Here is a 24,460-nt window from a genome sequence, read left to right as displayed (position 1 = left end):
CATATGTTTATGATTTTACATAACGGGTAAACAGCAGTATATCCTGCAGCAAGGAGGCCTAAGATGATAATCATTCTTTATTTAAGCGTTGCATTAATCGCTGTAGCATTTCTTGTCTTAGTGATCTATTTGTCTAAAACATTAAAGTCACTGCAGCTGACATTAAAACATGTCGCATCCACGCTAGAAGGGCTGGAGGGACAAATGAAAGGCATTACCACTGAAACTGCCGAGCTTTTACATAAGACCAACCGCTTGGCTGAAGACATTCAGGAAAAATCAGAAAAGCTGAACACGGTCGTTCATGCTGTTCAAGGGGTGGGAACTTCTGTACAGCAGTTCAATACATCAATGAAGCAGGCGGCAGGTTCTGTATCGGCATCAGTGAGAGAAAACCAAGATAAAATCAATCAGGTTGTTACCTGGAGCCAAGCAGCGATGGAAATTTGGGAGAAGTGGAAGCAAAAGAAAAAATCAGCTCTTTAAGAGAGAAAAACACTTTGAGGAGGAATAATGATGAGCAAAGATGGAATTAATAGTAAAGATTTTTTAATCGGTACTTTAATCGGAGGAATCATCGGAGCCACCACTGCGCTTTTCCTAGCACCTAAATCTGGGAAAGAACTTCGCGACGATCTCGGAAATCAAGCTGTCGCTCTGCGGGATAAAACAGATAAAATGACGGCAGACGCAAAAGAAAAAGGCACTCAATATGTCAGCATTGCAAAAGACAAAACATCTAACATCACGCAGCTTGTTGCAGATCAGTCAGGACAAATCATGAACAAGGTAAAAGATTTAAGAGACCGTTCAAATTCTGCCAATACCGAGTCATCAGCTGCTATGCAAGATATGAAAAACGAAGCGAAGCAGGCGGCTGACGAAGCAAAAGATCAAGTCCTCCAAACGAAAGAAGACGTAAAAGACGAGCTGAAAGATGCACAAAAACAGGCCGAGCACATCAACCGCTGAGCCCGGAAGGAGCAGACTTGACTAATGGCAAAACAGCTAATCCAATCTGAGGAAGAGTTTAAACGTATTGCAGAAAAGGAAGGCACTTTCTTGTTTTTTAAGCACAGCTTAACATGCCCGATCAGCCAAGCCGCATTTCACGAATTTGATGCCTTTGCAAATCAGCATGAAGAAGTGCCGGCTTACTATCTGCAAGTACAAGAGGCACGGCCTCTGTCAAATTTCATCGCAGAAACATACGGAGTCAAGCACGAAAGCCCTCAAGTTTTCGTGATCCAAAACGGTGAAGTAAAGTGGCATACCTCACATTCACAAATTACAGAAGCGGCGATTGAGCAGCATCTGTCCTAGAAAAAAAGCGTCCAGTATGATCTGGCGCTTTTTTTTTTTTGAAAAAACTATTGATCATTTTCGTCACATCATGTACGATAGCATCATACATTACTTTATCACTTAAAAGCGTTTGGGTAATAAAGTAGACTTTTTTTAAAATTTTGTATTTCAGTATTTCCATTTGGTTTTACTTATAGTAAGATGCATGTTAACTACAAAATAAAAAATGAATGTGCAGGGAAAGGATGAAAAAAATGAGCAACACAGAGTTAGAGCTTCTAAGGCAGCAGGCAGACGAATTAAACTTGCAAATTTTAAAATTAATCAACCAGCGCGGAAATGTTGTGAAAGAGATCGGTAAAGCGAAAGAAGCGCAGGGTGTTAATCGCTTTGATCCTGTCAGAGAACGTACAATGTTAAATAAAATCATTGAAAACAATGACGGACCGTTCGAAAATTCTACTATCCAGCACATTTTTAAAGAAATCTTTAAAGCAGGTTTAGAGCTTCAGGAGGAAGACCACAGCAAAGCGTTGCTTGTTTCCCGCAAGAAAAAACCTGAAGATACAATCGTTGATATCAAAGGTGAAAAAGTCGGAGATGGCCAGCAAAGATTTATCGTCGGACCATGTGCGGTTGAGAGCTATGAGCAGGTAGCAGAAGTGGCTGCGGCTGCTAAAAAACAAGGGATTAAAATTCTTCGCGGAGGAGCTTTTAAGCCTCGTACGAGCCCATACGATTTCCAGGGCCTCGGTGTAGAAGGACTTCAAATCTTAAAACGTGTAGCGGACGAATTTGATCTGGCTGTTATCAGCGAAATCGTAACTCCGGCTCATATTGAAGAAGCGCTTGATTATATTGATGTAATTCAGATCGGTGCGCGTAATATGCAGAACTTTGAATTGCTCAAAGCTGCAGGTTCCGTGAAAAAACCTGTCCTGCTGAAACGCGGACTTGCTGCAACGATCTCGGAATTCATCAATGCAGCTGAATACATTATGGCACAAGGCAATGATCAAATTATTCTTTGTGAGCGCGGTATCAGAACATACGAAACAGCGACGAGAAATACGCTCGATATTTCAGCTGTGCCAATTCTGAAACAGGAAACACATTTGCCGGTCTTTGTTGATGTGACACATTCAACAGGCCGCCGTGACCTCCTTCTTCCGACAGCTAAAGCCGCTTTAGCGATCGGTGCTGACGGCGTTATGGCAGAGGTTCACCCTGATCCATCAGTCGCACTTTCTGACTCTGCTCAGCAAATGGCAATCCCTGAATTTGAAAAATGGCTGAATGAACTGAAACCAATGGTGAAAGTCAACGCCTAATGGAATGAGATCAATACAAAAGGCCGCATATGCGGCCTTTTTTTGCGCTTTCTCGTTTATTTAATTATAAAACTCAAGTATACGTTTTCATCATCTATAAAAACGTGTATAATTTCATGAGAAGTAATTAAATTTGATGAATAATGAAAAATAATGTAGACTACTGACTTACGCTTACAAATCATAAACGACATAAATTCGGACATTATGACATTTCTCTACATAAAGTGTTTATGCTATAGATAAGGATAAGTGTATCCAGTAAAAGGAGTGGTTTTAGGATGAGCAATATTACGATCTACGATGTAGCGAGAGAAGCTAATGTAAGCATGGCGACCGTTTCCCGTGTCGTGAACGGTAACCCGAATGTAAAACCGACAACGAGAAAAAAAGTCTTGGAAGCCATTGACCGTCTCGGCTACCGTCCAAACGCGGTGGCAAGAGGGCTTGCAAGCAAAAAAACAACAACTGTAGGTGTCATCATTCCTGATATCTCAAGCATTTTCTATTCAGAGCTTGCGCGAGGAATTGAAGATATCGCGACAATGTATAAATATAACATCATTTTGAGCAACTCTGACCAAAACTTGGAGAAAGAGCTGCACTTATTAAACACAATGCTCGGCAAACAGGTCGACGGCATCGTATTTATGGGCGGAAACATTACGGACGAGCATGTAGCGGAATTTAAGCGTTCCCCAGTGCCGATTGTGCTTGCCGCTTCTGTTGAGGAGCAAGGTGAAACACCATCAGTCGCAATTGATTACGAGCAGGCGATTTATGACGCGGTGAAGCTTTTGGTTGATAAGGGGCACACTGATATTGCATTTGTTTCTGGCTCGATGACAGAACCGATCAACCGCTCAAAGAAACTGCAAGGCTACAAACGGGCGCTTGAAGAGGCGAATCTTCCGTTTCATGAACAATTTGTTGCTGAAGGTGATTACACGTATGATTCCGGACTTGAGGCGCTTCAGCATCTCATGAGCCTGGACAAAAAGCCGACAGCGATTCTTTCTGCAACTGATGAAATGGCGCTCGGCATTATACATGCCGCACAGGATCAAGGCTTGTCCATTCCTGAGGATCTCGACATTATCGGCTTTGATAATACGAGATTAAGCTTGATGGTTCGACCGCAGCTTTCAACAGTAGTTCAGCCGACGTATGATATTGGCGCGGTTGCGATGAGACTGCTGACAAAGCTCATGAATAAAGAGCCGGTGGAAGAGCATATTGTCGAATTGCCGCATCGTATAGAGTTAAGACAGTCAACCAAGTCATAAGAAAAACAAGAAAGCAAGCTTCACCTCTAAGGTGAATTCTTGCTTTTTTCGTATGAGTGAGGAGAAATGATGAAACGTTTTGATTATCTTACACCTGTTGGTTTTGTGTTAGGAACGATTATTATTGTAATTGGAATTATTTCCGGATCGGGAGTAAGCGGTTTCCGCTCTTTTCTAGATCTGACTTCTTTCTTTATCGTAACAGGAGGGCTTTGCGCCGCGGTTTTTATCAGTTTTCCGCCGAGGGAGCTGAAAAAAACGCCAACTGTGTTAAAGCAGGCATTTATCCGCCAGGAAGACAATGTAAAGGACCTTGTGAAAACCTTCGTTTCCCTTTCCGACCATGCACGAAAACATGGGCTTTTATCATTGGATGACCAGGCTAGAGAAATCAGAGACCCATTCTTGAAAAAAGGGCTGCTTCTGGCGGTTGACGGCTGGGATGAAGAAACGATTCGGCTTGTCATGGATTCAGAAATTGCAGCAATGGAGGAACGGCACCGCAAAGGGCGCCGCGTTTTTGAAAAAGCGGGAGAATTCGCTCCGGCATGGGGCATGATCGGGACACTAGTCGGGCTGGTGCTGATGCTCAAAAATTTAAATGACCCTGATATGCTTGGACCCAATATGGCCGTTGCACTTTTGACGACCTTATACGGTTCATTGCTGGCAAACATGGTATTTAATCCGATTGCGGCCAAGCTTGAAGAAAAAACAGAAAGTGAAATCTTCATCAAACAGGTAATGGTGGAAGGCATTATCGGGATACAATCCGGAAAAAATCCGCGCAATCTGGAAAGCCAGCTCGTCGTTTTCAGCTCTCGGGAAGAATGGCGGAAGCAGCCTAATCAAGTCAAGACAAAAAAGGGATCTGTACATGAAGCTTAGAAGAGAGCGCTTTGAACGAAGGAATGGAAGCAGGAAAAACAATCAGTCATCCTCCGGCTGGATGGTAACCTTTACAGATCTGATTACGCTGATTCTTGTGTTCTTTATTTTACTTTTTTCGATGTCGCAGATTGATCTGCAAAAATTTAAAGCAGCGGTGAACTCGATCCAAAAGGATGGCAGCGGGCTTCAGCCAGACCAAACAGCCATCGATCAAAAAGACACGCCGTCAGCCGATGCGAAAAAGCAAGAGAATCAGCAGGATCAACTGCTGCAAAAAGTAAATACATACATTCGAGAGCATCAGCTAAAGTCAAAAATGACAGCAAAGCGGGATGAACGCGGGGTCGTGCTCGTTCTTCAGGAAGCGGTGCTGTTTGATTCGGGTGAGGCTGACGTGTTGAATAATGCCGAAACGCTTCTTCACCAAATTGCAGTTCTTCTTCAGACTATTCCAAATGATATTCAGGTGGAGGGCCATACAGACAGCCGAAATATCTCAACGTACAGGTATCCGTCCAACTGGGAGCTATCCGCAGCACGGGCAAGCGGGGTCATTCAATACTTCACATCAAAAGAGAAACTCCCGTCAAAACGGTTTATCGCTGTTGGATATGCGGATACAAAGCCTGTAAAGGATAACAAAACAAATGAACATATGAAGGAAAACCGGCGTGTGGAAATCGTCATCAAAAAATCAAAAACGACCTCTTCGTGAAGGTCGTTTTTTTATTTTGTTTTCTCCTGGCGCTCTGATCGTACCGCATATAACGCTTTGCTGACGGTTTGAGCATTTTTTTCTGTAATTTCTGGCTTGCGTGGAATCGGCGGATATAAATCGGCGGGGTCGCTCCAGCTGGACGGAAGGGTGACTGGGCATTGCTTTTGCCATTTTGCGATCCATTCAGGTGGTATGTCATGTCCCGGATCGATTCCTTTCATTTCAAGCCATACTCGGGCCCAGGCACGGGGCACCACTCGCCAAATATCATATCCGCCTCCTCCGACGGCGATCCATCTTCCGCCGCAATATTGATGCGCTAGTGCGTGAGCAAGCCGCGGAATTTCATTGTAAATGGAAATCGTTGCCGACAAATGAGTCAGCGGATCGTAGTAATGGGCATCAGCGCCATTTTGGCTGATAATCACATCCGGCTGAAAATAATCGGCGATTTCTGAAGCTGCTGTCTGGTAGGCTTCAATAAATGAATCATCCTCCGTAAAAGCATCAAGCGGGATATTAAAGGAATATCCGTAGCCTTTTCCGCTGCCTTTTTCCTGAATCTGACCGGTTCCGGGGAATAAATACCGTCCCGTTTCATGAATGGACAGGGTGCATACGTTGGGGTTATCATAAAATGCAAATTGCACACCGTCTCCGTGATGGGCGTCCGTATCAATATACAGCACCCTGGCTTGATATTTTTCCTGAATATATTGAATCGCTACAGCGCTGTCGTTGTATATGCAAAATCCTGAAGCCCTTCCACGAAACCCATGGTGCAAGCCTCCCCCAAGGTTGGCAGCATGCAGTGCTTGCCCTGACATGACATAATCCGCAGCCGTTAAGGTGCCGCCGACTAATAGTGAGGCCGCTTCATGCATGCCTGCAAAGACAGGTGTATCTTCCGTACCGAGCCCATAGCTTTCCCCTTCTTCGGCTGGAAGTTTTCCGGCACCGGCAAGCTTTACTGCCTGGATATAATCGTCCGTATGAACGAGAGCCAGCTCATCTTCCGCCGCAAGCCGCGGACTGACGATATCTCCCTCGTCAAAGGCATCCATTGATTTGAGCAAATCATATGTCAGGAGAACACGCTGCTGATTAAAGGGGTGCTCCTGGTGAAACATATAGGTCTGATAAGAGGGAGAATAAATGAACACACTGTCCCTCATAGCTGATCCCTATGCTCTGACGGCCATACGATGAGATGCCCGTTTTTTTGCAATTCCTGCAAAAACGGCAGCGGATTCATCGTCTTGACACGAAATACAAGCACCTTTGCGCCGGAATCGTCATGAGGATAGACAAGAACGCTCAGTATTTTTACCTGAAGTCTTTGGCAGAGGCTGCTGATATCGGCGAGGCTTTTGGTGATGTCATTTACTTTTATCTCAATCTGCGATCCGGGCTGGTCAGCGCCTGTCAGCTTTACAAAAGTCCGCAGCAAATCGGTTTTTGTCAGAATGCCGATTAATTTTTGATGGTGCACGACAGGAAGGCAGCCAATGCCATGCTCGTAGAAGACTGCTGATATTTCTTCAACAAAATCAAGCGGATGGGCGCATACTACGTCTTTTTTCATAATTGATTCAACGCTTCGTGTGAGAAAACGGCTGCGTTTGCTTTCTTCAAAAATGCTGGGGCTGGCCTGTTTCATATCTCTGTCTGTAATCATCCCAATTACATGGCGGTCTTCGTTAATAACAGGCAAATGCCTGATATGAAATTCTTTCAGCTTGTGTATTGCCGTTTCAAGCGTATCCGTTTTCGTTAATGTGATGACATCCTTTTTCATGATTTGCTCAACAATCATTATCTTTTCCCCTTTGTCTGTGTCAGTTAATACATATAACGATGATAAAAACGGAGCCTGTCAAATTGTTCAATTGATTCCTGGCTGACGTTTTTTCCGATGCGCGCCATCAGGCAGTTCGCAGGATGGGAGCTGATCTCAGGCTCGTCGGTTGCAAACCAGACCAATCCGCCTGCGTTCATCATTTTCTCCATGATCTTTCTGTACTCCCACACATCTTTTTTCATCCCCTTTAAATCCCAATGCCAGTAGTACTCTGTCGTCATCACAATGTAGTTCTCCATTTGTTCGTCCATCATGCTGACGGTCAGAAGCGTTTTTCCGACAGAACATCCCCGGTATGCCGGCGCCACCTCAATGGCTCCGAGCTCAAGCAAATCCTCCATATTTCCTTCTGACCACCTTTCGAGCGGATCAGGGTATAAATACGTCACATAGCCGACAATGGTTTGGCCGTCTCTGGCAATGATAATGCGTCCCTCAGGAAGGCCAGCAATATCGACTAATGCTTCATGCTGTTCCCGGGGCGGCCGAAATGCGGTCAAATCCTTATGAAACTCATAACCTGCCAATTCCTCTGGAGAGACAGGGCCTTCTATCAGTAAGGAGCCGGTTGCTGTTTTGATGTTTGCAGAGTGATATGTTTTATGATGTTCCACTGATTCACCGTCCCATCAATTTCTATAAAAAATACATGCCTCCTTTAAGAATAACAAATTATAAAGCGTTTTCAACATGGTTTATATTTTAAAAATTGAGAAGAATATGAATATATACTATAATAAATGTGACAACTTCAGCAAAGGGGGATGTTTGGACATGAATTTGAAAGCGTTGCCAGCAATAGAGGGGGATCATAATTTAAAAAACTATGAAGAAACGTATCGGCAATTTGATTGGTCCGAAGCAGAGAAACATTTCTCTTGGCATAAGACAGGGAAATTGAATGCGGCTTATGAAACGATAGACCGTCATGCCGAATCTTTTCGAAAAAACAAAGTTGCGCTTTATTATAAGGACGCAGAACGGGATGAAAAATACACATTTAAAGAAATGAAAGAAGAAACAAACAGAGCCGGGAATGTGCTGAGACGGTATGGAAATGTGGAAAAAGGGGACCGCGTTTTTATTTTTATGCCGAGATCACCCGAGCTTTATTTTATTATGCTAGGTGCCATCAAAATCGGCGCAATCGCCGGGCCGTTATTTGAAGCGTTTATGGAGGGGGCTGTTAAGGACCGGCTTCAAAACAGCGAGGCAAAGGTTGTTGTCACGACGCCTGAGCTTTTAGAAAGGATTCCGGTTGACAAGCTCCCTGATTTACAGCGTATATTCATAGTCGGCGGCCAGACTGAAAAGAGCGGAACAAACATCATTCATTATGATGAAGTGGCTAAACATGAGAGCACAAGACTGGACATTGAATGGATGGACAAAAAAGACGGCTATTTGCTTCACTATACATCAGGATCTACGGGTACGCCAAAGGGTGTGCTTCATGTCCATGAGGCGATGGTTCAGCAGTATCAGACAGGAAAATGGGTCCTTGATTTAAAGGAAGAGGACATTTACTGGTGCACGGCCGACCCAGGCTGGGTGACTGGAACGGTGTACGGGATTTTTGCGCCGTGGCTGAACGGAGCGACAAATGTGATTGTCGGCGGACGATTCAGCCCGGAAAGCTGGTATGGCACGATTGAGCAGCTTGGTGTAAACGTCTGGTACAGCGCGCCGACTGCCTTTCGAATGCTGATGGGAGCCGGAGATGATATGGCTGCCAAATATGATCTGACTTCACTCCGCCATGTGCTGAGTGTCGGTGAACCTTTAAATCCGGAAGTGATCAGATGGGGGCATAAAGTCTTTAACCAACGGATTCATGATACATGGTGGATGACAGAAACGGGCGGACAGCTGATCTGCAACTATCCTTGCATGAATATAAAACCAGGCTCGATGGGAAAACCGATTCCCGGTGTAGAAGCAGCAATCGTTGACAATCAGGGGAACGAGCTTCCGCCGTATCGAATGGGGAACCTCGCCATCAAAAAGGGCTGGCCATCTATGATGCACACGATTTGGAACAACCCTGAAAAATACGAATCTTATTTTATGCCGGGCGGATGGTATGTGTCGGGCGATTCTGCCTACATGGATGATGAAGGGTACTTTTGGTTCCAAGGCAGAGTGGACGATGTCATCATGACCTCCGGTGAGCGCGTCGGGCCATTTGAAGTGGAAAGTAAGCTTGTCGAACATCCAGCAATTGCGGAGGCGGGGGTCATTGGTAAACCTGATCCGGTGCGCGGGGAGATCATTAAAGCCTTTATCGCTCTCAGAGAAGGGTTTGAGCCGTCTGATAAACTGAAGGAAGAAATCCGTCAATTTGTCAAACAAGGTCTTGCAGCCCATGCTGCTCCGCGTGAAATTGAATTTAAGGATAAGCTTCCAAAAACACGGAGCGGTAAGATCATGAGACGTGTGCTGAAGGCATGGGAGCTGAATCTTCCGGCCGGAGACCTGTCAACGATGGAGGATTAAAAGGCGCCGTTGACACGGGATTTTATTTATGTTAAAAATGATATAGCTTCATATGAAAAGGTAAAGATTGAGACAAGTAGAATATCCTTACGTTCCAGAGAGCTGATGGCCGGTGAAAATCAGCACAGACGGATATGTCGAATACACTCATGAACCGCTTTTGCAAACAAAGCCGCTCAGGCTTTCAGTAGTGAAAGAACGGACCTGATCCGTTATCAGGCAAAGTGATAAGAGCAAAAAGCTGTATGTATGCTCTTATTAGTAGGGTGGTACCGCGATAATCAATCGTCCCTTCGTTTACACGAAGGGGCGTTTTTATTTTATTAAAAAAGGAGCCTTATCTCATGACAAACTTACTTGAAGACTTATCCTTCCGCGGATTGATTCAGCAAATGACGGATGAAGAAGGACTGAACAAACAGCTGAACGAAGAAAAAATCCGCCTGTACTCAGGCTTTGATCCGACAGCGGACAGCTTGCATATCGGGCACCTGCTGCCAATTTTAACACTCCGCCGTTTTCAACTTGCGGGGCACCATCCGATTGCGCTTGTGGGCGGCGCGACGGGTTTAATCGGCGATCCGAGCGGAAAAAAAGCAGAGCGTACGTTAAACACGGCTGATATCGTTGTCGAATGGTCGCAAAAAATCAAACATCAGCTTTCAAGATTTCTTGATTTTGAATCAGCGGAAAACCCGGCTGTTATGGCAAACAACTACGACTGGATCGGAAACATGAATGTGATCGACTTCCTTCGTGACGTCGGCAAAAACTTCGGCATCAATTATATGCTGGCAAAAGATACAGTCAGCTCCAGAATCGAATCCGGCATCTCTTACACAGAATTCAGCTACATGATTCTTCAATCTTATGATTTCTTAAACCTGTACAGAGAGAAAAACTGTAAGCTGCAAATCGGCGGAAGTGATCAATGGGGCAACATCACAGCTGGCCTTGAGCTGATCAGAAAATCTGAAGAAGAAGGAGCAAAAGCGTTTGGTCTTACCATTCCGCTTGTAACGAAAGCGGACGGCACAAAATTCGGAAAAACCGAAGGCGGTGCAATTTGGCTAGATAAAGAAAAAACGTCTCCATATGAATTCTACCAATTCTGGATCAATACAGATGACCGTGATGTTGTGAAATACTTAAAATACTTTACGTTCCTTTCAAAAGAAGAAATCGAAGAATACGCTGAAAAAACTGAAACAGCGCCTGAAAAGCGTGAAGCGCAAAAACGCCTGGCAGAAGAAGTGACAGCGCTCGTTCACGGACGCGAGGCACTGGAGCAAGCGATTAATATTTCCCAAGCATTGTTCAGCGGCAATATTAAAGAGCTTTCTGCCCAAGACGTAAAAATCGGTTTTAAAGATGTGCCTTCTCTAGAAAAAGACAGCGCTGAAGAACTGTCACTCGTAGATGTGCTGGTTGAATCGAAACTGTCACCGTCTAAACGACAAGCCCGTGAAGATATTAAAAACGGAGCCGTTTACATTAACGGTGAACGCCAGACAGAAATTGACTATATTTTATCTGCTGAAGACCGCATTGAAGATCAGTTTACTGTGCTTCGCCGCGGGAAGAAAAAATACTTCCTTGTCACGTATAAATAAGAAAAAAACATCCTTTGCCCAATTGGCAAAGGATGTTTTTGGTTTAGTGCATAGGAATTTGAGGGAAAGAGTATATTAGATAGGGCAAACACGACCATTCACCACCTTTTCAATAGGAGGGAGAGCTCACCGTGAATCTCATGTGTACGATCGCCAAAGAAAGAATGCAGCGGGATTATTGGGAGCAGCAGGCCAGAGAAAGTGTTGTCCAGCAGGAAACGGTAGAAGAAGCAGACGAAAAAAACCCCCCGACCGCATAGCGGCAGGGGGTTTTTAAACGATTAACGAGAGTAGAACTCAACGATAAGCGCTTCGTTAATTTCCGGAGCAAGTTCAGAACGCTCTGGAAGACGAGTGAATGTACCTTCAAGCTTTTCAGCATCGAAAGTAAGGTATTCAGGAACGAAGTTGTTTACTTCAACTGATTCTTTGATGATTGAAAGGTTTCTTGATTTTTCGCGAACACCGATTGTTTGACCAGCTTTTACTTGGTAAGACGGGATGTCAACGCGGCTTCCGTCTACAGTAATGTGACCGTGGTTAACCAATTGGCGAGCTTGACGGCGAGTACGCGCTAAACCTAGCTTGTACACAACGTTATCAAGACGGGAATCTAAAAGAATCATGAAGTTTTCACCGTGTTTACCAGCTAGTTTGCCAGCTTTGTCAAACAGTGTGCGGAATTGACGTTCGTTTACACCGTACATGTGACGAAGCTTTTGCTTTTCTTGCAATTGCAAACCGTATTCTGATAATTTTTTACGTTGTCCTGGGCCGTGTGGACCTGGAGCGTAAGGGCGTTTTTCTAATTCTTTTCCTGTTCCGCTAAGAGAGATTCCTAGACGGCGGGACAGTTTCCAAGATGGACCTGTATAGCGAGCCATAATGTGACTCCTCCTTTGGTTTTATTTTGTGGAAAATAAAAACCGTCTGTTCTATTCGACCATGCACATTTTGTTTTCATGTATCCTCGCTCCAGCAGCAGAGAGTTACACGATACACCTTATTGATAAGGAACAAAATGAAAACATAGAAGCTGAACAAAAAGGCTGCAATATTTCACACAAAGGTCATTATATAATTTATTTGTTTTGAAGTCAACCATTCGTTCATTATTGCTTCGCTGTTGTGATATAATAAACAAAAATTAGTGGTAAACTTTTTAGGTGATAAAACATGATAGAAGAAACAAAAGATCAATTACCCGCCTTTCGTTATCATATGCTCGATTTTTTATTAGCCAAATCTGAAAAGGTCTCATTCACCGACTCTCTTTTATGGCTGACTTCGGCTATTCAAACATATTTTCCATCACTTTGCGTATCCCTTTTACCTTCTCCATCTGATCACATGGCACAAATGGCACAGGAGGAAGTGCATTTTTCCGCATTGAAAATAAATGCCTCATTTTTTGTTATTGAAGATCATGTCTCCGGCAGGAGCTTTCATTTAACATGCAGGCAGGACGGAGTGTTTCCGGAAGAGCTTCCGGATTTGATTTCTTCTTTTTTGAATCAGTCAATGAAACAGGAAAGACTTTATATCAAAACAATCTATCAAAAAAAGATATACAAGATGACCGAACTGTTCCATTCGCTGCTCGATCAGACGGAAGTGCTGAAGAAGCTTCTTGAAAGCTTACACACCACGTTTCCACTCTTTCAATTTTCTCTGTTTATTTCCCATGATCAGGACCAATGTTTAGGTGTTCCTGCAACAGAGCTGTATATGGAAGGGGAAGATGCCGATTCCTTTGCGCTTAAAGTCTATCTATCCGGGGACATTTTGCGGAAAAATGAAACGACCGCTTACATTCCAATTAAAGGGCAGCAGGGAACGTACGGCGTGCTGATGGCAGATGGGGCGGGAGACAGCCCCCTTACCGACGCGTACCTTGATGAAATGTCACTGATAGCAAATGCGGCGGGTAAGGCGTTTGAAAATGCCCAGCTCTATGAACAATCCAAAACAAGTATTGCAAACTTGGAATTAATTAATGAAACAACGCGCCGTCTTAACCAGCGGCTGACGCTGACGGATACGATGAACGATCTTGCTGTGAGAATGGCTGAATCATTTCATGCTGAAGAAGTGGGTTTTTTCCATATTGACCATTTTGAACAGCAGACACTGCTTCCCGGGAGCACAGCATTTTTTAAAGAAACGAAGTCGTCTGATATATATAATGAAATAAAGGAAAAACTGTACGAAGGAGAAAAGGGTGTTTTTATCGGAAATGGACAGTCTGTTTTCGGAAAAGCCGGATACGGTTCGCTTATGGCTGTTCCGATGATTGAGAATGACCAGCTCTTGGGATTTGCCGTTTTGCTGAAAAAGGAAATGTACGCTTTTACCTTTGAAATGTACAAGCTGTTCCAAGCGCTGATTCATCACGCCACGCTGGCTGTGACCAATTCGATGCTTCGCGACCGCCTTGAGCATCTTGTGAAAACGGATCAGCTGACAGAGCTGTATTCAAGAGTCTATTTAGATGAAAAAATTCAATACAGCATGAAAATTCATCAAAAAGGCGTGTTTATTCTTGTTGATATTGATAATTTTAAAAATGTAAATGATACGTACGGACATCAGATAGGGGACGAGATTTTAATACAGGTCGCTTCCGTCATCAAAAGCAATATCCGAAAACATGATGTTGGCGCCCGCTGGGGGGGCGAGGAGCTGGCGGTTTACCTTCCGAATGTGACAGTAGCCGTCGGGAAACGGATTACCGAAAGGCTTGTTTGTGCAGTGAGAAAAAGCACAAAGCCTGAGGTGACGATTTCATGCGGGATCTCTTGCTGGGATTCAGAATCGAAAAAGTCCTTGAAGGAACTTGTTCACCAGGCAGACGAAGCGCTTTACACCGCAAAACGCAGCGGGAAAAACCGTTTGATGATTCACGAGTCGATAAAAAAATGAAAAAAGCCCAAAACGCTACATGTTTTGGGCTTTTGTTGTATGCATTACACTAAAGCTTTTTCAAGGGTTTTTACAAATTGTGAAAGATACTTTTCATCGATCTCATCAAATCGGTTCTTGACAGGGCTGTCAATGTCCAAGACGCCGACTAGGTTCCCGTCTACATGAATCGGAAGCACAATTTCTGATTGAGATGCTGCATCACAGGCAATATGTCCCGGAAATGCGTTTACATCTGCAACTCGCTCCACTTTTCCGTTTGCGTATGCTGTTCCGCAAACGCCTTTACCGAAAGGAATACGGACACATGCCGGCAGACCTTGAAACGGCCCTAACACAAGCTGTCCTTCCCCTTCCTTAGCAAAATAGAAACCGGCCCAGTTGACCTCAGGCAATGAATGATAAAGCAGTGCTGACGCATTTGCGTAGTTTGCAATTTGATCTGTTTCATCTTCTGTTATGGCTTCGAGCTGTTTTAGAAGAAGCTGATAGTCTTTTTCTTTATCTCCGGATTGTTGTTCGACATGAAACATGGGAAACCCTCACTTTTTCTATAATATAAAACAAAATCCCGGCTTTTCTGCCGGCATTTGTCGATAAGTTCTTACAGGAACAGCCGGTCTTCTCCTTGAATTTGTAACAAGAGGAAGGAGTGAGCCGGTATGAAAGTAAGCACCAAAGACAAAATTATTGAATCTGCTGTCATGCTCTTTAACCAAAAAGGATTTTCTGGCACATCTGTCCGTGAAATCGCAAAGTCAGCTGATGTAAATGTTGCGCACATCTCCTACTATTTTAAAGGCAAAGGAGGCTTGATGGAACACTTAGTTTCAGAGTTTTACGAAGGCTACAATAAAACACTTGAAACAGCGGCAGGCAACATCTCTTTTCAAAGCACGCAGGAACAGCTTCTCCAATTGGTTTTCGATATTTTATCCTATCAGCATAACAATCGTCAATTAACTCGGTTTGTCTACCGGGAAGTCACCATTGATTCGACTTTAATAAGAGAGATTATGTCGACGTACCTGATGAAGGAAAAGTATATCTTCCAGCTGATTATTGAGGAAGGAGAAAAACAGCGAGAACATTTAACGCTGCCGCTGCCTCATTTTATTCTTCAATTAAAATCTCTCTTGATGATGCCCTATCTCCAGCCTCAATACATTTCAGAAGTGCTCTATATGCAGCCGCACGAGCCGTACTTTTATAAAATGTATTTTGAAGAAATCAAGATTTGGATCAGAAGCGTATTCCGGACAGGAGACATGCGGTCACAAATTAGCGCAGTTCAGTAAACTTCACATATGCGTATCCGACATCACCCGCTTGATGGGCATCAGACCCGAACACAAGCGGGATATTTTTTTGCTTCGCCGCCTCAATCATCCAGTCCTCCAGATAAATATCCCCCGCGTATGTTTTTCTTAGACCTGATGTATTAAAGTCAAGCTCCATTCCATTTTCCTCGACAGCGTTCAGGCACTCAGAAACAAGTCTGCGAATATGATCTGACATTTTATAAGGAAACAGCCTGATGAATTTTTTGACGAGTGTGATGTGACCGACTCTTTTTGGCTTATAGGTGCCGAGAGATGTTACAATAGAAGAATAAATGCTGCGGTAATACAGTTCATATACAGCTTCGATGCTTCCGCACTCTGAGATCAGCTCTTTAAATGTATGCTCATCATAGTCAAGGCACAGATAGGACGAGCCCGTGCGCAAAAAATGAACGGATAAGATGCTGTCATCTAAAAATGGGCCGTATGCATCCAGAAACGATTTGATTTCACCTTCGTATTCAGCGATATAGTCGACCTCGAGCCCGGTCCGTATGTCAAGCTGTCCGCGATATTCTCTTTTTAAACCGGAAATTTCATTAATATAGTGTTCCAAAGAGGCTTGCGCCATCGCACTGTCTTTTTGCGGTGTCGGGTCGGTAAAAGAGGGAGGCAAAGGAGCGTGCTCTGTAAACGTAATCGATTGAAAGCCTTTTTTTATCGCTTCCTCCGCATATTGCCTGAGTGTGTCTGTTGTTCCGTGAGGGCAAAATGGTGTGTGAATATGTCCGTCTCGCTTTAGCATTGGTGTCACCCCGTGAAAAAATAGTCAAATCCTGCCGATTTTGCACAAAAAGTTTTTGATTTCTGCTCAAAAAATGTTGGTTACATGGTATCATAATAACAATGAAAACGACAGTTTTTCTCAATACATATCCTGAAATCTTTCTGAATAAATAAAACACCCTGACAGATTAAGGTTAACAGCAAGGGGGCTCATTATGGAGTTTGTCATTGGATTATTAATTGTACTGCTCGCGCTGTTTGCAGCGGGCTACTTTTTCAGGAAAAAAATCTACACGGAAATTGATCGTTTGGAATCTTGGAAGATTGAAATTCTCAATCGATCGATAGTGGAAGAAATGTCCAAAATTAAACATCTGAAAATGACGGGGCAGACAGAAGAGTTCTTTGAGAAATGGCGTGAAGAATGGGATGAGATTGTCACTGCCCATATGCCGAAAGTTGAAGAGCTCCTTTATGATGCCGAAGAATGCGCGGACAAATACCGGTTTAAAAAAGCCAATCAAGTGCTCGTTCATATCGACGATCTCCTGACAGCGGCGGAATCGAACATTGAAAAGATACTCCGGGAAATTAGCAATCTCGTCACAAGTGAAGAAAAGAGCCGCGAAGAGATTGAACAAGTAAGAGAACGCTACTCAAAGTCCCGAAAAAACCTGCTGGCATACAGCCACCTTTACGGAGAGCTTTATGACAGCCTTGAAGCAGATCTTGACGAGATCTGGAGCGGGATCAAACAGTTTGAAGAAGAGACAGAGGGCGGGAACTACATTACTGCAAGAAAAGTTCTTCTTGAGCAGGATCGCAATCTTGAACGGCTTCAGTCGTACATAGATGATGTGCCGAAACTGTTAGCCGACTGCAAGCAGACGTTGCCGGGCCAGATTGCAAAGCTCAAAGACGGATATCGCGAAATGAAAGAGAAAGGGTATAAGCTTGAGCATATCCAGATTGATAAGGAACTGGAAAACCTGTCAAATCAGCTGAAACGGGCAGAACATGTTTTGATGACTGAGCTGGATATTGATGAAGCCTCTGCCATACTGCAGCTCATAGACGAAAATATTCAATCTGTTTACCAGCAGCTCGAGGGTGAAGTTGAAGCAGGCCAATCTGTGTTAAGCAAAATGCCTGAGCTGATCATTGCTTACGATAAGCTGAAAGAAGAGAAGGAGCAGACAAAGGCGGAAACTGAACTGGTGAAGGAAAGCTATAGACTGACAGCAGGTGAGCTAGGCAAACAGCAGGCCTTTGAAAAGCGCATTGATGAAGTCGGTAAGCTGCTTGCGTCAGTAAAAGATAAGCTGGATGCAGAGCATGTCGCCTACTCTCTTTTAGTTGAAGAGGTCGCATCAATTGAGAAGCAAATTGAAGAAGTGAAAAAAGACCATGCGGATTATCGTGAAAAGCTGCAGGCTCTTAGAAAAGAAGAACTGCAGGCGAGAGAGACGCTCAGCAATCTGAAAAAAACCATTTCTGAGACTGCAAGACTGCTGAAGATAAGCAACATCCCGGGCATCCCAAGCCATATTCAAGAGATGCTGGAAAACGCGCATCATCACATTCAAGAGACGGTCAATCAATTAAACGAAATTCCTTTAAATATGGAAGAAGCCGGAGCCCATCTGAAAGAAGCGGAAGATATCGTGAACAGGGCAAGCCGGGAATCAGAGGAATTGGTAGAGCAGGTTATGCTGATTGAAAAAATCATTCAGTTCGGAAACCGATTCAGAAGCCAGAACCATATTTTATCTGAACAGCTGAAAGAAGCGGAAAGACGGTTTTACGCATATGATTATGAACAGTCCTATGAAATTGCGGCTGCAGCTGTAGAGAAAGCTGCGCCGGGTGCTGTAAAAAAAATAAAAGCTGATTTATCCGCTTAACATTCAGATCGTAAAAGAGCCCGCAGTTGATGAGCGGGCTCTTTTTTATTAAAAAAACGCCTGCGCAGTAACGCAGACGACCATGATATTAACTTATTTCTTTAAGCTGTTGTTTGGGTGTACCGATGAAAAAGGTAAGAATATAGCCGATAATTGCTCCGATAATTCCAGGAATTACCCACCCAATACCAAGGCTGTATAGCGGGAGATTCTCATTTAAAAACGTATTTAGAGCTCCGAGCGAAAAGCCGGCTGCTTTAATACCGTCTAAAATACTGAATAATCCTGTGCCGATTAAGCATGCAATGTAAACTTCACGTCTTTCTTTAAAGAGCTTATCAATAAATGAAAGAACGATAATGACAATGGCAAGCGGATAAATAGCTGATAAAATAGGAACTGAAAAAGCGATAATTTGAGCAAGCCCGAAATTAGAGATAATCAGGCTGAATAAAGTGACAATGGTAACGACAACTTTATATGATAGTGCAGGGATGAGCTTTGAAAAATACGTGCCGCAGGAAGTGACAAGCCCAACGCTTGTAGTTAAACACGCGACTGTGATAGCTGACCCAAGTACGATATTTCCCAATGAACCGAATAAATAATGGGACGACGCTGATAGTATTTTAGCTCCTTCACCGACAGGTCCGATTGCGTTCGTGCTTGTTGCACCTAGGTAAGCCAGAGAAACATAAATGAATGTCAGCCCTAATGCAGCAATTATTCCGGCTTTAATACAGGCTGCGGCAAGAGCTTTTGATTGTGTAACGCCTCTGCTTTTCACAGCATTTACAACGACAACACCAAATACGATGGAGGCAAGTGCGTCCATTGTTTTGTAGCCTTCCAAAAACCCTTTAAATACCGGTGTACCTGTATATGCTTCTGTAACTGCGCCCAAACCGCCCATTGGCGTGATAATCGCTTTGAGAACAATCACTAAGATAATTGTAAATTTAATAGGCGTGAGAATTTTTCCAATTCGATCCACGACTTTGGTTGGGTTTAGCGCTAAATAGTAAGTAATGCCGAAAAAGATAATTGTAAAAATTAATAAAGACAGTCTTTCAGGAACGCCAGTCAGAAACGGAACTGCACCAATTTCATAAGAAACGGTTCCTGTTCTTGGGATGGCGAATAATGGTCCGATTGATAAATAAAGTACAACGGTAAATACTGTTCCGAATGCAGGGTGAGCTTTATCAGCAAGTCCTTTAGCATCCTTACCGGTTAATGCAATAGCAATAATTCCGAGAAGAGGCAGGCCTACCCCGGTCAGTAAAAATCCGCCGATGGCTTTCCAGACATTATGTCCGGCTGCTTGTCCAAGTTCCGGCGGATAAATCATATTTCCTGCTCCAAAGAATAGCGCAAATAGCATGAAACCAATAATAATGGTATCTTTGACAGGCAGTGAGTGTTTCATGAAAATCCTCCTAATAATTATGTTAAAATATTCTGTCAATTAATTGTCAGATAATATGACGAAACGAACAAATCTTATTATATGGTAAAAAATTTAGAAGTCAATACTAGCTTTTTGTAATTTTCTATTAAATTTTGTTATGGTAACATAAATATCATACCTTGTACCGCTTTCATAAAGGAGTAAAAAAAGATGATATATTTAGATAATAGTTCAACGACCAAACCTTATCATGAAGTCTTGAACGTTTATGAACAGACTAGCAGCCGATATTTTGGCAACCCTTCATCTTTGCACCGATATGGAGCCGAAACAGAACAGCTGCTACAGGCAGCCAAAAATCAAATAAAAAGAGCCTTGGGCCTAAAGAATTATGATATTGTATTTACATCAGGTGCTACAGAAGCTAATAATGTGGCTTTAAAAGGAGCCGCTTTGTCAAAGATAAAAACAGGCAAGCATATCATTGCCACTTCTATTGAACATCCGTCCGTTACTGAATCTTTGGAGCAGCTGACAGAGCTATTCGGATTTGAAGTAACTTATCTTTCAGTAAATGAAGATGGATTTGTTTCCATTAAGGATCTGAAAGATGCGATTCGGCCAGATACCGTGCTTGTCAGCATGATGCATGTAAACAATGAAGTTGGCTCCGTGCAGCCCATTGAAGAGGCCGGGGAAGTGCTGAAGCAGTATCCGAACATTCTGTTTCACGTTGATTATGTGCAAGGCATCTTTAAAGTTCCCTTGGCGATCGAGAATGCCGGCATTGATCTTTGTTCAATATCCGGCCATAAATTCCACGGACTGAAGGGGACAGGTGCACTTTTTGTAAAGGAAGGAACGCGTCTTATCCCGCTGATAACAGGCGGTACTCAGCAAAAAGGCATACGTGCAGGAACCGAGCATACAGCAGGTGCGGTTTCACTAGCCAAAGCCATCAATCTTGCGGCTGATGATTATCATCATCACCTTGAAAGAATGGTGGCCGCAAAGGAATTGTTTATGAAAAAGCTGAGTGATTCAGACGGTGTTGTCTTAAATACTCCTCAAAGCAATAGCGCCCCGCATATCATTAATTTTTCTGTGCCGGGCATAAAAGCGGAGGTGCTTTTGCACATGCTGGAGGAAAAGGATATATTCGTTTCAACGACATCAGCCTGCTCGGCAAAGGAACATAAACCGAGCAAAGTCCTGTTACAGATGGGCAAGGGAGAGCAGATTGCCGGAAGCAGCATCAGAATCAGCTTAAACTACAGCCAGACAAGCGATGTGACAGAGCCATTTATGAACGCGCTTGTGCCTGGCATCAAAAAACTAAAAAAAATGATGAGGTAGAACATGAATTACGATCATATATTAATTCGTTTTGGGGAGATATCAACCAAAGGAAAAAACAGAAAAAGCTTTATTGAACGTTTAAAGCAAAACGTCAGGCTTGTCCTGAAAGACTATCCAACATTAAAATACTTTTCTAATCGGGATCGTATGACGATTACATTAAATGGAGTGGACCCTGAGGCTCTTTTTCCTCACTTGAAACAGGTGTTTGGCATTCAAAGCTTTAGCCTGGCTATTAAGTGTGAGAGCCGTCTTGATGATATTAAGACAACTGCCCTGCAGGCGATCAAGGATCAATATCAGCCTGGAGATACGTTTAAAGTCGCGACAAAGAGAGCGCATAAACAGTTTGAATTAGATACAAATGAAATGAACGCGGAAATCGGCGGCCATATTTTGCGAAATACAGAAGGTCTGACAGTTGATGTCCGCAATCCAGACATTCCGCTCAGAATTGAAATCAGGGAGGAAGCAACCTTTTTGACGATTCGCAATGAAAAAGGCGCCGGCGGTCTTCCGGTCGGTTCAGCGGGGAAAGCAATGCTGATGCTTTCCGGCGGCTTTGACAGCCCGGTAGCCGGTTTTTACGCTATGAAAAGAGGACTCTCAGTAGAAGCTGTCCATTTCTTCAGCCCGCCATACACAAGCGAACGTGCGAAACAAAAAGTGATGGACTTAGCGAAGTGTCTGTCTCGCTTCGGGGGAAGCATGACGCTTCATATCGTCCCGTTTACAAAGACGCAAGAGCTGATCCAAAAACAAATTCCTGAAAACTATACGATGACGGCAACCCGCCGCTTAATGCTTCAAATTGCCGACAGAATCAGAGAAAAAAGAAACGGGCTCGCGATTATTACGGGGGAAAGCCTCGGGCAGGTAGCGAGCCAGACGCTTGAAAGCATGTACGCGATTAATGCGGTAACGTCTACACCGATTCTGCGTCCGTTAATCGCCATGGATAAAACAGAAATCATCGAGAAATCACGGGAAATCGGCACATACGAAACAAGCATCCAGCCATTTGAAGATTGCTGCACGATCTTTACGCCGCCAAGCCCGAAAACACGCCCGAAAAAAGAAAAAATCGAACACTTTGAGAGCTTTGTGGATTTTGAACCGTTGATTCAAGAGGCGGTTGATCACATTGAAACGATGACATTATATAGCGAACAAGAAGCAAACGATAAATTCGCAGAACTCTTTTAACTAAGAGCCGGCTCCTGTATACAATTACCAAAGATTTTCTGTATGAAGCCATGTGTTTTGACACATTCTATACTCACAAGGAGGTGAGACACATGGCACAAAACAGTCAAAACGGTAACAGCAGTAACCAACTCCTAGTACCAGGAGCTGCTCAAGCCATCGACCAAATGAAATTAGAAATCGCTTCTGAATTCGGTGTAAACCTTGGAGCAGAAACAACTTCTCGCGCTAACGGTTCTGTTGGAGGAGAGATCACAAAACGTCTTGTATCTTTTGCTCAACAAAACATGGGCGGAGGACAATTCTAATTGACAATTTCACATAATGGCTTAAGAGTGGGGCTTTTCCCCACTCTTTTTCGTTTTTTTATAAAAAAGGACCAGCGGCCTATAAAAACCTATGTTTATAGAGCTTGTTTTTAGGCATATCCTTACGGAAACGGCATGTATTTATGTATAATGGGTGGAGAAAGTGAGGAGTTGTTCGTGTTGAAACGAGAAGATTTAATTGCCCCAATGGAATACAATTTAGTTAATGAAATCGAAAAGTTCAGTGCAACTGGACAAAAAACCGCCCTATTATGGGAGGATGAATCAGGCAAACAAAACGCATGGTCGTATGAAAAGCTTATGGAAGAAACAAATAAAATCGGTGCGGCTCTGGCGGATCTTGGATTTAAAAAAGGAGACAAGCTGATTGTAATGGTGCCGCGTGTGCTCGAAGCCTATGCCGTTTATCTGGCTATCTTGAAATCGGGGATGGTCGTGATTCCTTGTTCAGAAATGCTTCGCGCGAAAGATCTTGAGTATCGGATTGAACACGCTGAGGTAAAAGGTGCAATCGTGTATTCAGAATTTATTGGCGCTTTTCGTGATGTCAGTACTGCAGACCGCCTGATTAAGCTGTCTATTGGCGAAAATGATGCCGGATGGAAAAATCTATTAACGATTGATGCGGATGGAAGCCGTTTTCAAACTGCTGATACAACAAGAGAAGATATGGCGTTCTTGTCTTATACTTCCGGAACAACGGGACAGCCGAAAGGTGTTGTACATACACATGGATGGGCATTTGCTCATTTAAAAACATCAGCCGGCGCTTGGCTTGATATTTCTGAACAGGATACCGTATGGGCGACTGCTGCGCCAGGCTGGCAAAAATGGGTGTGGAGTCCGTTGTTGGCGGTACTCGGAAGCGGAGCAACAGGTTTTGTGTATCAAGGCAGATTCAAAGCCGAAAAATATTTAGAACTTTTAAACCGCTACAAAATCAATGTCTTCTGCTGTACGCCGACGGAATACCGCTTAATGGCGAAGGTTGAAGGCTTGGACCGCTATGATCTTTCTGCCCTGCACAGTGCCGTTTCCGCAGGCGAGCCGCTCAACCGTGAAGTCATTGATGTGTTTCAAAAGCACTTCGGCATTAAGGTGCGGGACGGATACGGCCAAACAGAAAGCACGCTTTTAGTCGGTGTCTTAAAGGATATGGATATTAAACCGGGAAGCATGGGAAAACCGACACCGGGAAATCAGGTGGAGATCATCAATGAAGACGGTGAAATCTGCAAAACGGGTGAGGTTGGCGATATCGCTGTTCACCTCAGCACCCCGGCGCTCTTTAAAGAATATTTTAAAGATCCGGAAAGAATGAAAACACAAATTCGCGGCGATTATTTCCTAACAGGAGACAGAGCAAGAAAAGATGAGGATGGTTACTTCTGGTTTGAAAGCCGAAATGACGATATCATTATCAGCTCTGGCTACACGATCGGGCCATTCGAAGTGGAAGACGCGCTCGTGAAGCACCCTGAAGTCAAAGAATGCGCTGTTGTCGCAAGCCCGGATGAAATCAGGGGTTCCATCGTTAAAGCATACGTTGTTCTGCAAGATCACGGAAAACAGAGTGATGAGCTTGTCAAAGTTCTGCAAAATCATGTGAAGACCATTACCGCTCCATACAAATATCCAAGAGAGATTGAATTTGTGGAAAGCCTGCCGAAAACGGCTTCTGCCAAAATCAGACGAGTGGAATTAAGAAAACGTGAAGAACAGCTCAAAGCCAATAAAAAGGCGTAAAGAAAGAGAGTGA

General features: G+C 43.7%; 24 protein-coding genes and 1 other annotated feature. Of the genes, 17 read left to right on the top strand and 7 right to left on the bottom strand.

What is annotated here, in order from left to right; all coding sequences use genetic code 11:
* Positions 1-63: 63 nt before the first annotated feature.
* From NSU16_RS14520 to motS, 7 genes are all read left to right on the top strand, one after another.
* On the top strand, positions 64-486 hold the full coding sequence (locus tag NSU16_RS14520; protein WP_148962358.1) for a DUF948 domain-containing protein: 423 nt from the start codon (positions 64-66) through the stop codon (positions 484-486).
* A gap of 30 nt (positions 487-516) precedes the next feature.
* Positions 517-972 carry a YtxH domain-containing protein gene (locus tag NSU16_RS14515; RefSeq protein WP_010331507.1) on the top strand — a complete coding sequence of 152 codons (456 nt, stop codon included), beginning with the start codon at positions 517-519 and terminating at the stop codon, positions 970-972.
* Positions 973-996: 24 nt separating this feature from the next.
* Positions 997-1,323: a bacillithiol system redox-active protein YtxJ gene (gene ytxJ / locus NSU16_RS14510; protein WP_010331506.1), complete on the top strand. Its 327-nt coding sequence runs from the start codon at positions 997-999 to the stop codon at positions 1,321-1,323.
* A gap of 236 nt (positions 1,324-1,559) precedes the next feature.
* Positions 1,560-2,636: a bifunctional 3-deoxy-7-phosphoheptulonate synthase/chorismate mutase gene (locus tag NSU16_RS14505; protein ID WP_024122514.1), complete on the top strand. Its 1,077-nt coding sequence runs from the start codon at positions 1,560-1,562 to the stop codon at positions 2,634-2,636.
* 281 nt (positions 2,637-2,917) lie between these two features.
* Positions 2,918-3,922 (top strand): catabolite control protein A, encoded by a 1,005-nt coding sequence (gene ccpA / locus NSU16_RS14500; protein ID WP_339191313.1) that lies wholly within the window; start codon positions 2,918-2,920, stop codon positions 3,920-3,922.
* A 69-nt stretch (positions 3,923-3,991) separates the two neighbouring features.
* Positions 3,992-4,810: a flagellar motor protein MotP gene (gene motP, locus NSU16_RS14495; RefSeq protein WP_286059854.1), complete on the top strand. Its 819-nt coding sequence runs from the start codon at positions 3,992-3,994 to the stop codon at positions 4,808-4,810.
* Positions 4,800-5,528, top strand: a complete 729-nt coding sequence (gene motS, locus NSU16_RS14490; RefSeq protein WP_268505277.1) for a flagellar motor protein MotS — start codon at positions 4,800-4,802, stop codon at positions 5,526-5,528. The genes motP and motS overlap by 11 nt, the downstream gene beginning before the upstream one ends.
* Positions 5,529-5,539: 11 nt before the next feature.
* Here motS and NSU16_RS14485 read toward each other — a convergent pair whose 3' ends face one another.
* From NSU16_RS14485 to acuA, 3 genes are read right to left on the bottom strand one after another with little or no spacing between them, the layout of a single operon-like run.
* Positions 5,540-6,706, bottom strand: a complete 1,167-nt coding sequence (locus NSU16_RS14485; protein ID WP_339191310.1) for an acetoin utilization protein AcuC — start codon at positions 6,704-6,706, stop codon at positions 5,540-5,542.
* A complete protein-coding gene (locus tag NSU16_RS14480; protein WP_268448340.1) occupies positions 6,703-7,347 on the bottom strand; it encodes an acetoin utilization AcuB family protein in 645 nt (214 codons plus the stop codon). The genes NSU16_RS14485 and NSU16_RS14480 overlap by 4 nt, the downstream gene beginning before the upstream one ends.
* A 26-nt stretch (positions 7,348-7,373) precedes the next feature.
* Positions 7,374-8,006 carry an acetoin utilization protein acetyltransferase AcuA gene (gene acuA, locus NSU16_RS14475; RefSeq protein ID WP_168748530.1) on the bottom strand — a complete coding sequence of 211 codons (633 nt, stop codon included), beginning with the start codon at positions 8,004-8,006 and terminating at the stop codon, positions 7,374-7,376.
* A 160-nt stretch (positions 8,007-8,166) separates the two neighbouring features.
* Here acuA and acsA point away from each other — a divergent pair, with 160 nt between their 5' ends.
* From acsA to NSU16_RS14460, 3 genes are all read left to right on the top strand, one after another.
* Positions 8,167-9,888 carry an acetate--CoA ligase gene (acsA, locus tag NSU16_RS14470; RefSeq protein WP_339191308.1) on the top strand — a complete coding sequence of 574 codons (1,722 nt, stop codon included), beginning with the start codon at positions 8,167-8,169 and terminating at the stop codon, positions 9,886-9,888.
* 54 nt (positions 9,889-9,942) lie between these two features.
* Positions 9,943-10,184: a binding site (T-box leader), on the top strand.
* A gap of 48 nt (positions 10,185-10,232) precedes the next feature.
* A complete protein-coding gene (gene tyrS / locus NSU16_RS14465) occupies positions 10,233-11,501 on the top strand; it encodes a tyrosine--tRNA ligase (RefSeq protein WP_095714526.1) in 1,269 nt (422 codons plus the stop codon).
* A gap of 131 nt (positions 11,502-11,632) precedes the next feature.
* Positions 11,633-11,761 (top strand): hypothetical protein, encoded by a 129-nt coding sequence (locus NSU16_RS14460; RefSeq protein WP_032731292.1) that lies wholly within the window; start codon positions 11,633-11,635, stop codon positions 11,759-11,761.
* Positions 11,762-11,782: 21 nt separating this feature from the next.
* Here the strand turns inward: NSU16_RS14460 and rpsD are convergent, their stop codons facing one another.
* Positions 11,783-12,385, bottom strand: coding sequence for a 30S ribosomal protein S4 (gene rpsD / locus NSU16_RS14455; RefSeq protein ID WP_010335313.1), 603 nt, complete (start codon positions 12,383-12,385; stop codon positions 11,783-11,785).
* Between the two features lie 292 nt (positions 12,386-12,677).
* On the opposite strand from rpsD, the gene NSU16_RS14450 reads away from it, so the two are divergent.
* On the top strand, positions 12,678-14,423 hold the full coding sequence (locus NSU16_RS14450) for a diguanylate cyclase (RefSeq protein ID WP_339191305.1): 1,746 nt from the start codon (positions 12,678-12,680) through the stop codon (positions 14,421-14,423).
* Positions 14,424-14,467: 44 nt separating this feature from the next.
* Here the strand turns inward: NSU16_RS14450 and NSU16_RS14445 are convergent, their stop codons facing one another.
* Positions 14,468-14,956, bottom strand: coding sequence for a GAF domain-containing protein (locus NSU16_RS14445; RefSeq protein WP_168748526.1), 489 nt, complete (start codon positions 14,954-14,956; stop codon positions 14,468-14,470).
* A 129-nt stretch (positions 14,957-15,085) separates the two neighbouring features.
* Here NSU16_RS14445 and refZ point away from each other — a divergent pair, with 129 nt between their 5' ends.
* Positions 15,086-15,721: a transcriptional regulator RefZ gene (gene refZ, locus NSU16_RS14440; protein ID WP_010335311.1), complete on the top strand. Its 636-nt coding sequence runs from the start codon at positions 15,086-15,088 to the stop codon at positions 15,719-15,721.
* On the opposite strand, the gene hisJ is transcribed toward refZ, so the two are convergent.
* A complete protein-coding gene (gene hisJ / locus NSU16_RS14435; protein ID WP_339191303.1) occupies positions 15,705-16,511 on the bottom strand; it encodes a histidinol-phosphatase HisJ in 807 nt (268 codons plus the stop codon). The two genes, refZ and hisJ, sit on opposite strands and share 17 nt — an antisense overlap.
* Before the next feature lie 196 nt (positions 16,512-16,707).
* Between hisJ and ezrA the strand changes: the two genes are divergently transcribed.
* Positions 16,708-18,396, top strand: a complete 1,689-nt coding sequence (gene ezrA / locus NSU16_RS14430) for a septation ring formation regulator EzrA (RefSeq protein ID WP_168748524.1) — start codon at positions 16,708-16,710, stop codon at positions 18,394-18,396.
* A gap of 88 nt (positions 18,397-18,484) precedes the next feature.
* Here ezrA and brnQ read toward each other — a convergent pair whose 3' ends face one another.
* Positions 18,485-19,825 (bottom strand): branched-chain amino acid transport system II carrier protein, encoded by a 1,341-nt coding sequence (brnQ, locus tag NSU16_RS14425; protein WP_010335308.1) that lies wholly within the window; start codon positions 19,823-19,825, stop codon positions 18,485-18,487.
* Positions 19,826-20,017: 192 nt separating this feature from the next.
* On the opposite strand from brnQ, the gene NSU16_RS14420 reads away from it, so the two are divergent.
* The 4 genes from NSU16_RS14420 to NSU16_RS14405 all read left to right on the top strand — a co-directional run bounded on the left by NSU16_RS14420 (position 20,018) and on the right by NSU16_RS14405 (position 24,447).
* Positions 20,018-21,163: a cysteine desulfurase family protein gene (locus tag NSU16_RS14420; RefSeq protein ID WP_339191301.1), complete on the top strand. Its 1,146-nt coding sequence runs from the start codon at positions 20,018-20,020 to the stop codon at positions 21,161-21,163.
* A 3-nt stretch (positions 21,164-21,166) separates the two neighbouring features.
* Positions 21,167-22,372 (top strand): tRNA uracil 4-sulfurtransferase ThiI, encoded by a 1,206-nt coding sequence (gene thiI, locus NSU16_RS14415; RefSeq protein WP_010335307.1) that lies wholly within the window; start codon positions 21,167-21,169, stop codon positions 22,370-22,372.
* Positions 22,373-22,464: 92 nt separating this feature from the next.
* Positions 22,465-22,680: an alpha/beta-type small acid-soluble spore protein gene (locus NSU16_RS14410; protein WP_010335306.1), complete on the top strand. Its 216-nt coding sequence runs from the start codon at positions 22,465-22,467 to the stop codon at positions 22,678-22,680.
* A 177-nt stretch (positions 22,681-22,857) separates the two neighbouring features.
* Entirely contained in the window at positions 22,858-24,447 is a 1,590-nt protein-coding gene (locus NSU16_RS14405) for an acyl--CoA ligase (protein WP_326227441.1), read from the top strand.
* The last annotated feature ends 13 nt before the right edge of the window (positions 24,448-24,460 follow it).

This window comes from Bacillus sp. FSL K6-1003, from assembly GCF_037964945.1.
In the GTDB taxonomy this organism is placed as follows: Bacteria; Bacillota; Bacilli; order Bacillales; family Bacillaceae; genus Bacillus; species Bacillus mojavensis.
The sequence above is the reverse complement of the archived record's forward strand: the minus strand, read 5'-3'. Positions and strand labels throughout refer to the sequence as shown.

What these genes read in the sequence shown, in the direction of transcription:
- thiI (WP_010335307.1), top strand. Translation starts at nt 21,167, where the DNA reads ATGAATTACGATCATATATTAATTCGTTTTGGGGAGATATCAACCAAA.
- NSU16_RS14445 (WP_168748526.1), bottom strand. Translation starts at nt 14,956, where the DNA reads ATGTTTCATGTCGAACAACAATCCGGAGATAAAGAAAAAGACTATCAG.
- NSU16_RS14485 (WP_339191310.1), bottom strand. Translation starts at nt 6,706, where the DNA reads ATGAGGGACAGTGTGTTCATTTATTCTCCCTCTTATCAGACCTATATG.
- motS (WP_268505277.1), top strand. Translation starts at nt 4,800, where the DNA reads ATGAAGCTTAGAAGAGAGCGCTTTGAACGAAGGAATGGAAGCAGGAAA.
- refZ (WP_010335311.1), top strand. Translation starts at nt 15,086, where the DNA reads ATGAAAGTAAGCACCAAAGACAAAATTATTGAATCTGCTGTCATGCTC.
- NSU16_RS14515 (WP_010331507.1), top strand. Translation starts at nt 517, where the DNA reads ATGAGCAAAGATGGAATTAATAGTAAAGATTTTTTAATCGGTACTTTA.
- brnQ (WP_010335308.1), bottom strand. Translation starts at nt 19,825, where the DNA reads ATGAAACACTCACTGCCTGTCAAAGATACCATTATTATTGGTTTCATG.
- ccpA (WP_339191313.1), top strand. Translation starts at nt 2,918, where the DNA reads ATGAGCAATATTACGATCTACGATGTAGCGAGAGAAGCTAATGTAAGC.
- NSU16_RS14520 (WP_148962358.1), top strand. Translation starts at nt 64, where the DNA reads ATGATAATCATTCTTTATTTAAGCGTTGCATTAATCGCTGTAGCATTT.
- rpsD (WP_010335313.1), bottom strand. Translation starts at nt 12,385, where the DNA reads ATGGCTCGCTATACAGGTCCATCTTGGAAACTGTCCCGCCGTCTAGGA.
- hisJ (WP_339191303.1), bottom strand. Translation starts at nt 16,511, where the DNA reads ATGCTAAAGCGAGACGGACATATTCACACACCATTTTGCCCTCACGGA.
- ezrA (WP_168748524.1), top strand. Translation starts at nt 16,708, where the DNA reads ATGGAGTTTGTCATTGGATTATTAATTGTACTGCTCGCGCTGTTTGCA.
- ytxJ (WP_010331506.1), top strand. Translation starts at nt 997, where the DNA reads ATGGCAAAACAGCTAATCCAATCTGAGGAAGAGTTTAAACGTATTGCA.
- NSU16_RS14420 (WP_339191301.1), top strand. Translation starts at nt 20,018, where the DNA reads ATGATATATTTAGATAATAGTTCAACGACCAAACCTTATCATGAAGTC.
- tyrS (WP_095714526.1), top strand. Translation starts at nt 10,233, where the DNA reads ATGACAAACTTACTTGAAGACTTATCCTTCCGCGGATTGATTCAGCAA.
- motP (WP_286059854.1), top strand. Translation starts at nt 3,992, where the DNA reads ATGAAACGTTTTGATTATCTTACACCTGTTGGTTTTGTGTTAGGAACG.
- NSU16_RS14480 (WP_268448340.1), bottom strand. Translation starts at nt 7,347, where the DNA reads ATGATTGTTGAGCAAATCATGAAAAAGGATGTCATCACATTAACGAAA.
- NSU16_RS14450 (WP_339191305.1), top strand. Translation starts at nt 12,678, where the DNA reads ATGATAGAAGAAACAAAAGATCAATTACCCGCCTTTCGTTATCATATG.
- acsA (WP_339191308.1), top strand. Translation starts at nt 8,167, where the DNA reads ATGAATTTGAAAGCGTTGCCAGCAATAGAGGGGGATCATAATTTAAAA.
- NSU16_RS14410 (WP_010335306.1), top strand. Translation starts at nt 22,465, where the DNA reads ATGGCACAAAACAGTCAAAACGGTAACAGCAGTAACCAACTCCTAGTA.
- NSU16_RS14505 (WP_024122514.1), top strand. Translation starts at nt 1,560, where the DNA reads ATGAGCAACACAGAGTTAGAGCTTCTAAGGCAGCAGGCAGACGAATTA.